We start from the raw sequence: 15,566 nt of genomic DNA, 5'->3' as shown, positions 1-15,566 counted from the left end.
ATTTTCAAACTAGCTAAAAGTCCTTCCCTTTGGGAAGGATTTAGGATGGGATTTTATATAAACCAATTCCAAACCAAACCAAAACGAATTGTTAAATCTCTGTAAGGATAATTGGGAGCAGAGAAATAATTCTTCTTAGAAAAACCAGCCCCAGCATTATCAATTTTAAAATACAAACGCGTTCTACGAACTTGTGCATTGAAAAAAACATCGAAAGTAGGGAAACCAATTACTTGGTCGTTTTGTATGGTAAATTCGGATAACAATGGGTTGTATGCATTTACATTGTATTCTGTAAAATATTTAAATGTAATGCCCATATTTACTAACATTGGCTTTCCTTTAAACCAATAATCTGTGTAATAAAAAGTGTTTCTTGTTACAAATTCTGGTACTCTAAAAACCGAACTTCCACTGCTCACATTCTGGTACATGACTGTATTGTCTAATGCTAATTTCCAATACTTAAATTCTCTATTTGCTTTTACTTTTAAATAGGTAATTTGATCACCAAATTGCTGTGGTGTATTGTTTTCATCAAAATACGTATAATTATCAATATTTGTAAAATTTAGAGAAGCGTTTATCCATTTAGAACTAAAATCGAAACCTAAATCCCTTGTATTTACATTGCTAAAGTTGTTTTCCCAATTGTAATCATCATATTTACTTTGATGCAAAAGGGTATTAAAATTTGCAGATTTAGAACTTATTAATAAAGTTCCTTTCACTGTAAAAACACTATCTTTTGTGTAAAGGGCTTCACCTTGCAAATGCGTTCCAGATAATCTGCCAGAACCTGGAGTTATATTGGCCTCTGCATTTAATTGAAAACTTTTTACTTTAGCCCTCCAATCTGCTCCAAAAGAAATGGCATTTCCTTCTAATTTTAATTTGTTAATAGTGCTTGTTGTATTTAAAATAGTGTCATAACCATAAGAATAACTGGTTAAATTCACTTTTCCTTTAAACCTACCTAAAACATATTTAGAGTTAAATTCTAGGTTTAATTCGTTATTTGTTATTTTGCTTTTAGCGCTATTATCAGCTGCATTTGTAGAATTCGAAGTTCCGAAAAAAGTAGTTGCTGTGGGTTTAGAAAAACTATATTCTTTACTTTCATTGGTCAAAATATGTCCGATTTTAAGATTGCTAAAATCTTTATCAGTCAGAGAATCTTTGCTAGAAATTAGTTTGTAGCTGTGTTCTATATAAATTCTATTACCATCGAATTGACTCTCTGCATCAATTAAATTTACATCGAATCTAGAACGTTGATCAAAATTAGGATCTTCATTAATAAATTTTTGTAAATCGTCATCAGGTAAACCACCATTTTCTTGATGAAAAAAATCTTGAATGGCTAAATGTGCTCTAATTTCATATTGATTTTCTTTAGTTCTATAGCCAAAGGTTCCTCTAAAATTGCCATTACTTACCAAAGAGTTTCTGTAAGCACCTAAAGAACGAAGGCCTTTATAAGAAAGAGAAACATTTAATCTTTTAGAAAAATTTAGAGTAAATAATGCGTCTACAACTTGCCCTTGTTCTAAGCCAGTTCTATATAAAATTTCTGTAGTAGGTGTAGGAACTTCGTAATAGGTTATGTCATCAATACCAAAATAACTAACTTGTTTTGCAGTAAAGCCTAAATCTGGAAATTGTTTTAAATTGTTAAAACTGTAGCCTAAATTGTTTAACGTTTGTCCTTGGTTATGAAATTCTAAAAATTCGAAATTATCTTTTCTTAAGTAATTAAAAAGATATTCTTTCTGTATGGTTAAAGTAGTATCAATGTACGTGGTATCTCTGTTATGAGAAAAAACTTTATAATCTGTATATTTTGTTTTGCCAGAAAGAATAACTTTTGTTTCTCTAGAGTTCAAAGAATCTCCACCAGAAAGAGAAATATCTTCTTGGCTTTTTTTTACATCTCCACCTAGTTTTCTCTGTGACAAAGAAGAAAAAACTATTAAAAATAACAGTGATAATGATAAAAGTAAACGTTTCTGCATTGTAAATATCAACAAAGGCAAATGTAAAATAATTAAACGTAAATAATAGTTAATAATTATGATGAAAATAGTTAATAATGGAATGTTTCTTCAAATATATTTGAAGTATCATTAAAAATGTCATTCCTATGTAAACAGGAATCTAAAACAAAAAGTTTTCTTTTCTTTGCAATATGCTCGCAATAAATTTTAGTGGTTTTTCTTTAGAAGCAGGGACAGATGAAGCAGGGAGAGGTTGTTTATCTGGTCCAGTTGTGGCAGCTGCAGTAATATTACCTAAAAATTTTAGCCATCCTTTTTTAAATGATTCTAAACAATTATCAGAAAAAAGGAGAGAAGAATTAAAACCTATTATAGAGCAAAATGCGTTGGCTTTTGCAGTAAGTTTTGTTTGGCAACAAGAAGTGGATGAAATTAATGTATTACAAGCTTCTATAACTGGCATGCACAGAGCTATTGAACAACTTAAAATAACACCAGAATTTATTATTGTTGATGGTAATAAATTTAGAGATTACAAAGAAATACCTCATAAAACAATTGTAAAAGGCGATTCTAAATACTTAAGTATTGCTGCAGCTTCTGTGTTAGCAAAAACCTATAGAGATGCCTATATGGAAAAAATTCATCAAGAATTACCCATGTATAATTGGCAAAAAAATAAAGGATATCCAACCAAAGAACATAGAAATGCAATTCGCGAATTTGGTGCAACTATTCATCACAGAAAAACTTTTAAATTACTACCAGAACAATTAAAATTAGAATTATAATTTTTTTTAGAAGCTATTCCTGCTTTCACTACTCGCTTTTTTTGCTTAAAAAATCAAAAAAGAGCTCAAACAAACCGTTCAATCAGGGCTAGACTTGCTTGCTTATTTTCAGAAAAATAAAAAAGTTTAGTCAAGATTTATCTCTGAGAATCCATGAAATCTGTATCAAAAAACTTCAAATCATATGCAAACTTTCTCTATTTTTACGCTCCAAATTTTTAGATGATGATTAAAAAAACAAGAGCAGAAATTACCAAATGTATTTTACATAAAGTTGCCAATAAATTTAATAGTGGGCACAATGTTTTTTCTGAAAATTTAATTCGTTTCGATCAAGAAAGCTACGATTTAATGAAAAGTTTTTTACTAAAACCTTTTGGAACTTTAACCCAAAGTTATCGTTTTTCTCATCATGCAGATATACGTTTAAACGAGTTAAACAATTATTCATCGCAAATATTTGCAGATGAAAATGTATTTGTAGAGTTTTCTAAAAACATGGTGAATCATTTATACGAACAATCGAATTCGGCCCAAATTAAAACAGGTGATGTTTTGGTTGTTTTAATAGAAGGCATAGAATATAATGATGTGTTAACAGAAGCAGTTGGTGTTTTTAAAATAGAAAATAAAGTCGATTTTTTTCAGACCTATTTAGATGATAATGAGAGTTTTGATGTAGTGGTTCAAAAAGGAATATCAACCAAAAAAATAGATAAAGGGTGTTTAATTTTAAACACTTCAGATGCAGAAGGTACTATTGTTTTTTCTGTAGATAACAACAATTATGATGCCCAATATTGGATTAAAAATTTTCTTGGAGTTAAATTGGCAGACGATTACAATTCGCACACACAAAACTATTTAGAAATGTGTAAAGAGTTTTCTGAAGAAGTTATAAAACCAGAGTTTGGCAAACACAAACAGGGCGATTTTTTAGCAAACACAGTAGATTATTTTAAAGAACATGAGTCTGTAGATTATAACAATTTTAAAGATGAAATGTTCGAAGAAGAGAAACACAAAGATTTATTTGAAGAGTATAAAAAGCATTACGAAACCTTAAATGATGTTTTAATTCGCAATAATTTTGATGTTTCTAATGTGGTTCTGAAAAAAGAAAAAAGTAAGCTAAAAACAGAAATTAAGTTAGATACAAACATCAGTATTAAATTAGATGTGGATGCACCAGAAGCAGCCTCTGAATACTTAGAAAGAGGTTATGATGAGGAAAAGAAAATGAAATTTTACAAAGTATATTTTAACGAAGAAAAGTAGGTTTGTTAGTTGTTAGTTGTTAGTTGTTAGTTGTTAGTTGTTAGTCGTTAGTTGTTAGTCGTTAGTTGGGGAAATTGTTTCACTTTTCTTCAAACTTCAAACTTCAACCAAATACTCATCAACTTCAAAAAGGCTTTTAAAATGCTTTAAAATTTTTTGTTTCACTTCTTCTAAATTAACTTTTTCTCCTAATTCAGCTTCCATAGAAGTTACAGCTTTTCCACGAATTCCACAGGGAATAATGTTGTCAAAATAACCCAAATTTACATTTGCGTTTAAAGCAAAACCGTGCATGGTTACCCATCGTGAAGAGCGAATACCCATCGCACAAATTTTACGAGCAAATGGTGTTCCAACATCTAACCAAACTCCAGTTTCTCCATCACTTCTAGTTCCTTTTAAACCATATTCTGCAATCGTTAAAATAATGGTTTCTTCTAAAAGACGAAGGTATTTATGAATGTCCGTAAAAAAATTTTCTAAGTCTAAAATTGGGTAGCCCACAATTTGTCCTGGACCATGATAGGTAATATCTCCACCTCTATTTATTTTATAAAAAGTAGCACCTTTTTCTTTTAATTGTTGCTCATTTAATAACAAATTATTCAAATCACCACTTTTTCCTAATGTATAACCGTGAGGGTGTTCCACAAATAAAAAGTGATTTTTAGTGGTATTTTGTAAGTTATTTCTACGATTAGAGACTTTTACATCAACAATTTCTTGTAACAACTGAGTTTGGTAGTTCCAAGTTTCTTTATAATCTTTAAAAAGTAAATCTTTAAATAGTATGTTTCTGTTCATAATTGGCGCTACAAAGGTAAATAATTCATTATATTTGGTCGCATTAAAATTTAAATTGATATTCATGAAAATCAAAAAGTACTTTTATTTATTTGTAGCTCTTGTATTATTGAGCAATTCAGAGGTTCAAGCTCAAAAATTATGGAATCAACTAACAAAAGTTGAGTATGCAAAAAGTGATGCAGAGGTCTACAATAAGAAAAACTTTCCAAAAGATTATAAATTGGTATCTCTAAATTTAGAGGCTTTTAAAAACACACTACAATCTAAAGGAAATAAATCTGCGAATATCATAGAATTACCAGATGCAAATGGGAATCTTAGAAAATTTTCAATAAAAGAAGATTCTAACTTCGAAATCGAATTGCAACAGGAGTTTCCTAATATAAAATCGTATTCTGCACAAGGTATAGACGATCCAACAGCAATTGCAAAAATTAGTATAGGTTCAGATGGTTTGCATGGTGTAATTTTTTCTGGACAAGAAGCTACAGTATATATAGATCCATATTCTAAAGACAATAAAGATTATATTGTTTACAGCAGAAATAGTTTGTCTAATGATAATAGAGATTTTAAATGTTTGGTAGAACAAAGTGCCAAATCAGAATTATTACCTGCTTTACAGAATAAAAATGCAAATGATGGTAAATTAAGAACCTACAGACTCGCTTTGGTTTGTAGTGGAGAATATTCGCAATTTCATTTAACTAGGCAAGGAGTGTCTTCTATAGCTTCAGAAGCTGTAAAGAAAGCAGCAGTTTTATCTGCAATGAACACATCCATGACAAGAATTAATGGAGTTTTTGAAAAAGATTTAGGTGTAAAAATGGTTATTGTTGGAAACAACGCAAACGTTATTTTCTTAGATGCAAATTCAGATAATATAACTGATGGTAATGCAGGTACAATGATTAATGAAGTGCAAACTATTTGTGATGCTCAAATAGGAAATGCTAACTATGATATTGGACATATTTTTAGTATTGGAGGAGATGGTTTAGCTGGTCTTGGGGTTGTTTGTAGATCAGGTGAAAAAGCGAGAGGTGTTACAGGTATTGGTTCTCCTGTAAATGATCCTTATGACATTGATTATGTAGCACATGAAATAGGGCATCAATTTGGTGCAACGCATACTCAAAACAATAATTGTAACAGAACTAATCTAACAGCTGTAGAGCCAGGAAGTGGTTCTACAATAATGGGTTATGCAGGTATTTGTTCTCCTAATGTTATTGGTACAGGTCCTTCTACAGGTAATAGTGATGATCATTTTCATGCAGTAAGTATTGCACAAATGTGGGCTATTATTCAAACGAGTGCAAATTGTGCAGCTACAACAAATACGAATAATACTGCACCAACAGCAAATGCAGGAGCAGACTTTACAATACCAAAATCTACCCCTTTTAAATTAACTGGTGTTTCTAATGATTTAGATGGTATGAGTTCTTTAACTTATAATTGGGAGCAATTAGACACCGAAATTGGCACAATGCCACCTTTAGCAACAAATGCTGTTGGTCCAATGTTTCAATCATTGCCATCAAAAACCAGTCCTATTAGATATATGCCAGATTTGGCAACAGTATTAAGTGGAAATGGTTCTACTGGTAGTGAATGGGAAAGAATTCCATCTGTTGTAAGAGATTTAAACTTTTCTTTTTTAGTAAGAGATAACAATGTTGGTGGAGGTAGCACAGCTAGAGATGATATGAAAGTGTCCATTTCTGATTCTACTCCATTTATGGTTACCAGCCAAAATTCTAAGGTTGTTTGGGATACTGGAAGTACTCAAACAATTACTTGGGAAAAAGGAAGTACCAATTTAGCGCCTATAAATTGTGCGTCTGTAAATATTAAATTATCTACAGATGGTGGTTTAACATATCCAATTACACTAAAATCAAATATTCCAAATGATGGTTCAGAAGATATAGTTGTACCTGATAACGCTACAGGAACTGCAAGAATAATAGTGGAAGCTGCTGATAATATTTTTTATAATATTAATGCCGTTAATTTTACGATAAATTCAACAACTCCAACTTTTATTTTATCAGAATCTAATGGAGTGAAAGCGGTTTGTAATACTGGAAATGCAACTGTTAATTATACAGTGAATTTAGATTTTGTAAATGGTTTTAATGAAACAGCTTCATTTACAGCTACAGGTCAGCCAACAGGTTCAACAGTTGTTTTTAGTCCAACATCATTAAATGCAGATGGAGATGTAAGTATTACAGTATCAAATTTAGATGGGAAACCAGCACAAGATTATGCCATTATTATGGAAGCAAAATCTGCATCTGTCACTAGAAATATAACGTTAGCTTTAAAGTTAACATCCTCTACTTTTCAGCCATTAAGACTTACGTCGCCAACGAATGGTAAAAGAAGTGTAGCTTTAAGTGAAGTATTAATGTGGGATGCAGATGCAAATGCAATTTCTTATGATGTTCAAATAGCTACAGACACTAATTTTACCGATATTGTTTCAAGTGGTAATGTCACTACAAACCAATATACATCCACAAATTTAAATGGGAAAACAATATATTATTGGAGAGTAAAGCCTAAAAATAATTGTGGAGAAGGTTCTTTTTCTAATGCCTTTTCATTCACTACAATCGAAGCTTCTTATTGTGCATCAACTTGGGCAAATACGAATGCCAACGAAAAAGAGTTTATAACAAACGTAACTTTTAATGCAATAAATAATGATTCTGGTAATAATATATCTGGTGGCTATGAAGACTTTACATCAGTTTCAACAAATGTAAAAAGAGGCGATTCTCATCAAATTTCGGTAACCATGAATACAGCTGGTTTTCAAGATCATTGTTGGGTGTTTATAGATTGGAATCAAGATTTTATTTTTGATCTTACTACTGAACGATATGATTTAGGTACAGTTTTAGATGATATAGGCACTGCAACATTTGATATAAATATACCTAATGATGCTCGATTTGGAAGTACAAGAATGAGAGTTATTATAGAATATGATGACCCTACAACTGGTTTTGGAGAAGGACCTTGTTTAGAAGATCATTTATCAGAATATGGTGAAACTGAAGATTACACAGTAATAGTAGACAATACAGCTTCTGTAGATGATGCTTCTTTTTCTAACTTTAACTTATTTCCAAATCCTTCAAATGGTGCATTTACTTTAAACTTTAATATGGAAAATGCAGAAAATGTTAAACTACAATTGTTCGATGTTAGAGGTAGATTGGTGGAAGAAAAAAACTACGAGAATACAAGTTCTTATTTTACAAGAAAAGTTATTTTTGATAGAGCTTCAGCAGGTTTATATCTTTTAAGAATTAGTAATGGAGCTAAACAAACTACTAGAAAATTAGTGATTAAATAAGCAATTTTCGCAAAAAAGAATTAAGCCACATTATTATAATGTGGTTTTTTTTGTGTTTAATTTCCAAAAAAGAAAGTGTGTAAAAATCTGCCTGGAAAAAAAGTAAATCCGCCAGCAATAAGTATGGCACCCATGTAAAGAATAATCATTTTTACTTTGTGTTTTCTTACTTGTCCTTTTTATATAGCGATAATTGCAGTTGGCACACTATAAAGTGTTAGTAAACTAAAAAGATGAATATAGCCAAAGTGATTTAAAAATTGAGGTCCAACAAATGCTGGCATAAATAAAGTAATAATGGCAGTTGTAAACATTAATGTCGTGTAAACTTTACCTAATGATTTATGAAATAGAGTTCCTTTTTTTACGGCTAAAAGATAACCTCCCATAAAAAAAACAGGGAACAACAGTTATTAAATGTGCATACATTAAATATTTATAATCCATGAGTAAAGAATTTTTACTAAAGAAAGATAAATAAAAAAACCGTATCAAAAATTATGATACGGTTTTTTCTAAATATTTAAAATTAATTATCCCAAGAAAGGATATTTATAGTCTTGTGGAGTTACAAATGTTTCTTTTATCAACCTTACAGAAGTCCATCTTAATAAGTTTTGAGCAGAACCAGCTTTGTCATTTGTTCCAGAAGCTCTTGCACCTCCAAATGGTTGCTGACCAACAACTGCTCCTGTTGGTTTGTCATTAATATAAAAGTTCCCAGCAGCATTTTCTAAAGCTTTAGAAGCTTTTTCAACAATATATCTATCTGTAGAAAAAATAGCACCAGTTAGAGCATATTCTGTAGATTCATCAACCAATTTTAAAGAAGCCTCCCATTCAGCATCTTCATAAATATAAATGGACATTACAGGTCCAAAAAGTTCAGTAGTCATTGTAGAAAATGTTGGCGATTTTGCAACAATTACAGTTGGTTCAATAAAATATCCAACAGATTTATCATAATTACCACCAATGATAATATCAGCATCTTTATCTGCTTTTGCTTTATCAATATAACTAGCAATTTTATCAAAAGAACCTTCATGAATAACTGCATTTACAAAATTATTTGGATCTTCAGGAGAACCCATTTTTAATTCTGATGCTTGTGCAATTAAATGTTTTTTAACATCTGCCCAAATAGACGCAGGAATATAAGCACGTGAAGCAGCAGAACATTTTTGACCTTGATATTCAAAAGCACCTCTTGTAATTCCTGTTGCTACTTGCAAAGGATTTGCAGAATTGTGTGCCCAAATAAAATCTTTACCTCCAGTTTCTCCAACAATTCTTGGATATGTTTTGTAAGTATGAATGTTGTTACCAATTTGTTTCCAAAGATTTTTGAAGACAGTAGTAGAACCTGTAAAATGCAATCCAGAGAAATCTGGAGAAGATAAAACAGTATCAGAAATCATAATAGGATCTCCATAAACTACATTAATAACACCATCAGGTAAACCAGCTTCTTTAAATAAATCTACAATTACTTGAGCAGAATATGCTTGATGATCTGAAGGTTTCCAAACCACAACATTTCCCATTAAAGCTGCTGCTGCAGGTAAATTTGCTGCAATAGATGTAAAGTTAAAAGGCGAAATTGCATATACAAAACCTTCTAAAGGTCTGTACTCAACTCTGTTCCAAATTCCTGGTGCAGATGCTGGCTGATCTTTAAAAATATCAGTCATGTATTGCACGTTAAAACGAAAGAAATCAATCATTTCACAAGCAGCGTCAATTTCTGCTTGATGTACATTTTTAGATTGTGCAATCATAGTTGCAGCATTCATTTTTGCTCTATAAGGTCCAGCTAATAATTCAGCAGCCTTTAAAAATATAGAAGCTCTTTCCATCCAAGAAACAGAAGACCAAGCTTCTCTTGCAGCCAAAGCTGTAGAAATTGCTTCATCTACATGACTTTTATCAGCTGTGTGATATTGCCCTACAATATGTTTATGGTCATGAGGAGGTGTAATATTTTTTGTGTTTCCTGTTCTAACTTCTTTTCCATTAATATGCATAGGCACATCAATATTGCTGTTAAACATTTTTTTGTAAGTTGCCAGTAATTCTTCTCTTTCTGGTGAACCTGGAGCATACCCTTTTACAGGCTCGTTTACTGCAACTGGAACATTAAAAAATCCTCTTGCCATTTTGTGTATTTTTAAAGTTTAATCGTTTATTTTTTGAAGTGCAAAGTTACAATTTTTAATCAAACGATTTTGTAACTTGTGCTTCGTTTTTATACTAAACATAATGTGCACCTTAACATATCTTCCTTTAAAAAATAATAATTTTATCTTAACTTCTAATAGAGATGAAACTCCCTTAAGAAAAACAATTCCGCCAAAAAAGTATCAAGAAAATGGAGTGGAATTAATGTATCCAAAAGATGAATTAGCAGGAGGCACTTGGATTGGTACAAGCAATAAAAATAGATTAGTTTGTTTATTAAATGGAGGTTTTGAAAGCCATACAAGAAACACATATTATAAAATGAGTAGAGGGATTATTGTAAAAAATATCTTGTCTACTGAAAATGCTATTGATTATATAAACGAGTTCGATTTTACTGACATAGAGCCTTTTACACTAATTTTAATTGAGTGGAATATTATTGATTTAGAATTGTATGAGTTGGTTTGGGATGGTACAAAAAAGCACTTTAAAAAACTACCTCAGGAACCGAAAATCTGGTCATCTTCTAGTTTATATAATTCAGAAATGAAACAGTTACGAGAAGATTGGTTTACAGATTGGCTTACAGAAAATAAAGAATTTTCAAAGGATGCTATTTTAGATTTTCATAAAAATGAATATTTAGGAACTCCTGATATTTCTCCGAAAATGAAACGTCCTTTTGTAGAAACTGTTAGTATTACATCAATAAAAAAAGAGAATGAAAACGTTTTTACTGAGTATTTTGATTTGCTAAGGAGATAGCTGCAATTTTAAAACAAGGCAAAAGAAACTAAAAATACCAAAGAAGCTCCAATAGCAGAGACTGTGAAATAGCTTATGTTTACCAATATCAATTTTAAAAAAGTTTTAAAATAACCTTGTTGATAAAACTTTTTCATTGCTAAGTATAGGTATAGCAAAAACAAACAGATAAAAATCCAAATACTAGGGTCTACTTTACAAAGTTTTAAGAGTAAAAATATAGAAAACAGCATAAAAAATACTGTTTGTGTATGAAATACAAATATTAAATGATCTACATAAGTAAACTTTCTTCGTATGTAGAAAAATTTTAAAGACAACGTAAAAAAGGGTAATAATAAAAATAGCGCGATTGAGCTATAAGATAATACTTGGCCATAAAACTGTTGCTGTTTATCTTCATTATCAGACAAAGAATACATTGTTTTTGCTCTTGTAAACAAAAATCGATTCGTAAAGTTTTTTTCATAACCTAAAGAATCTAGGGCTGTGTCTATTTTTGTGTCAGGTTTATTTTTAATGTAATCGCTAAATTGATCTAACCTTGTTTCGCCACCAAAACTAATATTTGTGCCTCCTTTTTTTTTCTTTTTTACAGTATCTTTTGCTTCTTTTTCTACTTCTTCAATTATTTTTTTTCTTGCAACTTCTGGTATTGGAATGAAAGATTTTTTCATCTCCTCATCTAAATCCTTTTTAATTGAATCTATTTTTTCTTGCGTTAATTCCTTTTTTTCATCAGCTCTATTATAATCAGAAATAGAATCGTTTAAAATAACTGCATTAATATCTGCTTTAGTTTCTTGTGTTAAAGCTTCATATTTTTCTATGGTTTTAGACAAACCAATAATTAAGAAAAAGAGAATGGAAACTGTTAAATAAAATCGAAATGGATTGGAATAGCGTTGTCTTTTACCATCAATATAATCTCTAGAAACTGCACCAGGCTTTGTTAAAAGCGGAATAATTGTGTTCCAAAACTTGGCATCAAAATCAAAAAGACCATTAAAAATTTCGTAAATAAAACTCTTAAAAGTAATTCGGTTTCCTTTGTTTCCTTGCCCACATTCTGGACAAAATTTTTCATGTCCATAAAATGGATGTCCACAATTTAAACATTCTGGATCTTTAACTTTGGCTACCTTATTTTTGGTTTTTGTTAGTTTGATGTGGTTGGTGTTGCTAGTTGAAATGTTGGAATTATCACTTTAAAATCTTTATAATTTTCTGCGTTTTGCATTGTATAATAACCTTTCATAGCTCCTATGTTAGATTCTAAAAAACAACCAGAGCTATAAGAATAATTATCATTTGGTTTTAAAATAGGCGTTTGCCCAATAACACCTTCGCCATTTACAATTTCAGTTTTGTTCAAAGAATCGAAAATTTTCCAATAACGATTTGTTAATTTTACGGTATCTAAAGATTTATTTTCAATCGTAATGAAATAGGCAAAAACATAATACAACCTATTATTTCTATAGCTTACACCATTGTATTTCGTTTTTACCGAAATTTTAATTCCTTTTGTTATTTGCTCAACCATTGCAGTAAATGTAGCTTATTTGTTTAAAAATTACAAATCTTCCTGTATATTATCTATTTTGATTGTAATACCCATAACCAACACCAATTACTCTGTCATATAAACCTCCAAAAGGTTTGTAGTAAACAAGCACTGTATATTCATTTTCGGTCTGAAAAAAGCTTCCATTTACATCATTGGTATTTACATTATTATAATCATCTACAGTTGCAAATGTGTAATTGTAAAAACCTTGTTTTAAAAGTATTTGACCTTGGTAACTTTTATCTTCAAAATTATATTCCATTTTGGCATTCTCATCAATTTCAAAATTATTAAAAGCACCATAAATGTAAACATCTTTATTTTCGAAAGGTTCATCTTTATACAACGTAAAATGCATCATTGCATAATCTGCTTCTGTATTTGGATTATTGGCTTCTAAAGTTCTAATTACAAACTGTCCATTAATGTCTGGATTGTATTTATAGCTTATGTTTTCATCATAATTATAAGGATATAAATAATGATTAAAAATATCGTCAAATACTATTCTAACTGTATTAATACTTTTATTTCTGATAAATTTACTATCGAAATTCAAATATTCGTTTCCTCCCCAGAAATTAGTTTTGTTAGAATAGGTATATTTTAACTGATTTGGCATAAAAAAAGTGGGTTGTAAATCCGTTATTTTTTCATTCCAGTTTTCGTTTTTAAGTAAAACAACATTTACCTCTTGTGCAGGATTGTTAATTCGTAAATTAGGATGATTCACAGTAAACTCCACAGTTTGCTCCGTGTTTATGGTTTTAGCATTTCTACTTCTAGAAACATCCACACCAACAATTGAAGCATTTTCGTACAAAACAAATTTTCTGGTAAAAACAACGTCATCATTATAATTTAAAACAGATAATAAGTAATTTCCACTTTTTGTAATTACCGTATTTATATTTGGAATTCTAACAGAATAATGTGTATAACTCTGAAAAGTGTTAAAAGAGTTTGTAACATTTATAATAGTGTTCTCATCAAAACCATCTATGAATTGGCTGGAAAGCAATCTGCTTTTCTCCCAATCATGAGTCATGTGTTCTATTCTATATTTATATTCTTTTCCATCTGCATCCAAATCATCAAAAGAAAGTTCTAAAACGATTCCTAAAGGCACAATCGAAGAGTAGTTATTTTCTTGAAAAGGTCTTAATTGGATAGATTTTAAGTTTTGTGAAATCGTTTTTGAACAAAAAAACAAAATAAGTATTGGTAAATAGATCTTCATATCTTACAAAAATAAGCATTCATTTTATTGATAAATCAAAATTTAAGCCAAAATGCTAAATAAACGATTTTCTAAGAATCAATTATTTAGAATAAATATAAATAAGAATTTTAACAAAATATAACATTATAAATATATTAGAAATAATTGCTAAAAGCCGTAAATTTGCATGATTTTTTTAGATAATTAAAATTCCAAATTTACTATGTCAAAAGACATTCGTATTACAAAAGGCTTAGACATTAAGCTTGTTGGTGAAGCAGAAAAAACGACTACTAATATTTCTTTAAGTAGTATTTATGCGATAAAGCCAGATAATTTTCACGGAATTACACCTAAACTTGTTGCCAAAGAAGGAGCAGAAGTAAAAGCGGGAGACACACTTTTTTATTCTAAGAGTGATGAACGCATTTTATTTCCAAGTCCAGTTTCTGGTAAAGTTGTGGAGATAGAACGTGGAGCAAGAAGAAAGGTATTGGCAATAAAAATTGCAGCAGATTCAGTAAATGAATATTTAGATTTTGGTGTAAAAAATCCAACAACAATGTCTGGTCAAGAAATTAAAGAACATTTATTTCTATCTGGTTGTTGGCCATTTGTAAAACAACGCCCTTATGATGTGGTTGCAAATCCGAATCAAGCCCCAAAAGCAATTTTTATTTCTAGTTATTCAACAGCACCTTTAGCTGCAGATTTATCCTATACTTTAAAGGGTAAAGAATTACAATTAAAAGCAGGTTTAGAGGCAATTTCTAAATTAACAGAAGGTAAAGTTCATGTTTCTGTTGGTAAAAACGAAGAGGCTATTTTTGCGAATGTTACGCAAGCAGAGTTGCATAAAGTTTCAGGTCCACATCCTGCAGGTAATGTTGGTACGCAAATTGCTAAAATAAATCCTATTAATAAAGGTGAAGTTGTTTGGGTAATTACTCCTCAAGATTTGGCTGTTATTGGAGAACTTTTTTTAACAGGAAAATTTAATTTAACCAGAACAATTGCACTAACAGGTTCTAAATTTAACAAACCACAATATGTAACTGCAATTGCTGGAGCGTTAATTTCAGATATTACTGCCAATAATTTAGTGAATGATAATACAAGAATTATTAGCGGAAACGTATTGTCTGGAAAGCAAGTAAAAGAAGATGGTTTTTTAGGTTATTATGATAATCAAATTACTGCAATTCCAGAAGGAGATGATTATGAATTTTTTGGATGGAATAAGCCTGTTTTTAATAAAATCTCAACTTCTAGAGCATTAACTTTTTCTTGGTTAACACCAAATAAAAAATACGATTTAAACACCAATACAAATGGAGAGCACAGAGCATTTGTGGTTACTGGTTCTTACGAAAATGTATTTCCTTTAGATATTTATCCAATGCAATTATTAAAAGCATTTATGATAAAAGATTTAGATGAAATGGAAGCATTAGGTGGCTACGAAGTAGCTCCAGAAGATTTTGCATTAACCGAATTTATTTGTGTGTCTAAACAACCACATCAAAAGATAATTCGTGAAGGTTTAGATTTAATGAGACAAGAATTAGGATAAGAT

At 30.3% G+C, this 15,566-nt stretch carries 12 protein-coding genes and 1 pseudogene; 5 read left to right on the top strand and 8 right to left on the bottom strand.

Annotated features, from left to right (window positions below; genetic code table 11):
• Positions 1–53 precede the first annotated feature (53 nt).
• Positions 54–1,958 carry a putative porin gene (locus tag WAO74_RS02910; protein WP_422159529.1) on the bottom strand — a complete coding sequence of 635 codons (1,905 nt, stop codon included), beginning with the start codon at positions 1,956–1,958 and terminating at the stop codon, positions 54–56.
• Between the two features lie 230 nt (positions 1,959–2,188).
• On the opposite strand from WAO74_RS02910, the gene WAO74_RS02905 reads away from it, so the two are divergent.
• Positions 2,189–2,788: a ribonuclease HII gene (locus tag WAO74_RS02905; RefSeq protein WP_422159527.1), complete on the top strand. Its 600-nt coding sequence runs from the start codon at positions 2,189–2,191 to the stop codon at positions 2,786–2,788.
• A 225-nt stretch (positions 2,789–3,013) separates the two neighbouring features.
• Entirely contained in the window at positions 3,014–4,066 is a 1,053-nt protein-coding gene (locus WAO74_RS02900; protein WP_422159571.1) for a nucleoid-associated protein, read from the top strand.
• Between the two features lie 96 nt (positions 4,067–4,162).
• On the opposite strand, the gene lipB is transcribed toward WAO74_RS02900, so the two are convergent.
• The gene (gene lipB, locus WAO74_RS02895; protein ID WP_422159569.1) at positions 4,163–4,870 is read right to left on the bottom strand and encodes a lipoyl(octanoyl) transferase LipB; all 708 of its coding nucleotides are present in this window, start codon (positions 4,868–4,870) and stop codon (positions 4,163–4,165) included.
• Between the two features lie 64 nt (positions 4,871–4,934).
• Here lipB and WAO74_RS02890 point away from each other — a divergent pair, with 64 nt between their 5' ends.
• A complete protein-coding gene (locus tag WAO74_RS02890; protein ID WP_422159525.1) occupies positions 4,935–8,249 on the top strand; it encodes a reprolysin-like metallopeptidase in 3,315 nt (1,104 codons plus the stop codon).
• 179 nt (positions 8,250–8,428) lie between these two features.
• Here WAO74_RS02890 and WAO74_RS02885 read toward each other — a convergent pair whose 3' ends face one another.
• Both WAO74_RS02885 and pruA read right to left on the bottom strand, forming a co-directional pair.
• The gene (locus tag WAO74_RS02885; protein ID WP_422159523.1) at positions 8,429–8,638 is read right to left on the bottom strand and encodes a hypothetical protein; all 210 of its coding nucleotides are present in this window, start codon (positions 8,636–8,638) and stop codon (positions 8,429–8,431) included.
• Between the two features lie 144 nt (positions 8,639–8,782).
• Positions 8,783–10,408 (bottom strand): L-glutamate gamma-semialdehyde dehydrogenase, encoded by a 1,626-nt coding sequence (pruA, locus tag WAO74_RS02880; protein WP_422159521.1) that lies wholly within the window; start codon positions 10,406–10,408, stop codon positions 8,783–8,785.
• Between the two features lie 103 nt (positions 10,409–10,511).
• On the opposite strand from pruA, the gene WAO74_RS02875 reads away from it, so the two are divergent.
• The gene (locus tag WAO74_RS02875) at positions 10,512–11,198 is read left to right on the top strand and encodes an NRDE family protein (RefSeq protein WP_422159519.1); all 687 of its coding nucleotides are present in this window, start codon (positions 10,512–10,514) and stop codon (positions 11,196–11,198) included.
• 8 nt (positions 11,199–11,206) lie between these two features.
• Here the strand turns inward: WAO74_RS02875 and WAO74_RS02870 are convergent, their stop codons facing one another.
• The 4 genes and pseudogenes from WAO74_RS02870 to WAO74_RS02855 form a co-directional block, all read right to left on the bottom strand.
• Entirely contained in the window at positions 11,207–12,040 is an 834-nt protein-coding gene (locus tag WAO74_RS02870; protein WP_422159517.1) for a hypothetical protein, read from the bottom strand.
• A gap of 24 nt (positions 12,041–12,064) precedes the next feature.
• Positions 12,065–12,211 (bottom strand): annotated as a pseudogene (locus WAO74_RS02865) (DUF3667 domain-containing protein); the annotation flags it as partial.
• Between the two features lie 146 nt (positions 12,212–12,357).
• Complete coding sequence (apaG, locus tag WAO74_RS02860) at positions 12,358–12,744, bottom strand: Co2+/Mg2+ efflux protein ApaG (protein WP_422159515.1); 387 nt, start codon at positions 12,742–12,744, stop codon at positions 12,358–12,360.
• Positions 12,745–12,793: 49 nt separating this feature from the next.
• A complete protein-coding gene (locus WAO74_RS02855; protein ID WP_422159513.1) occupies positions 12,794–14,008 on the bottom strand; it encodes a DUF5103 domain-containing protein in 1,215 nt (404 codons plus the stop codon).
• Positions 14,009–14,213: 205 nt separating this feature from the next.
• On the opposite strand from WAO74_RS02855, the gene WAO74_RS02850 reads away from it, so the two are divergent.
• On the top strand, positions 14,214–15,563 hold the full coding sequence (locus WAO74_RS02850; RefSeq protein WP_422159511.1) for a Na(+)-translocating NADH-quinone reductase subunit A: 1,350 nt from the start codon (positions 14,214–14,216) through the stop codon (positions 15,561–15,563).
• Positions 15,564–15,566: the final 3 nt, after the last annotated feature.

The sequence above is a fragment of the Polaribacter sp. genome, from assembly GCF_049276715.1.
Lineage (GTDB): Bacteria > Bacteroidota > Bacteroidia > Flavobacteriales > Flavobacteriaceae > Polaribacter.
This window is presented reverse-complemented; position numbering and strand designations above follow the sequence as displayed.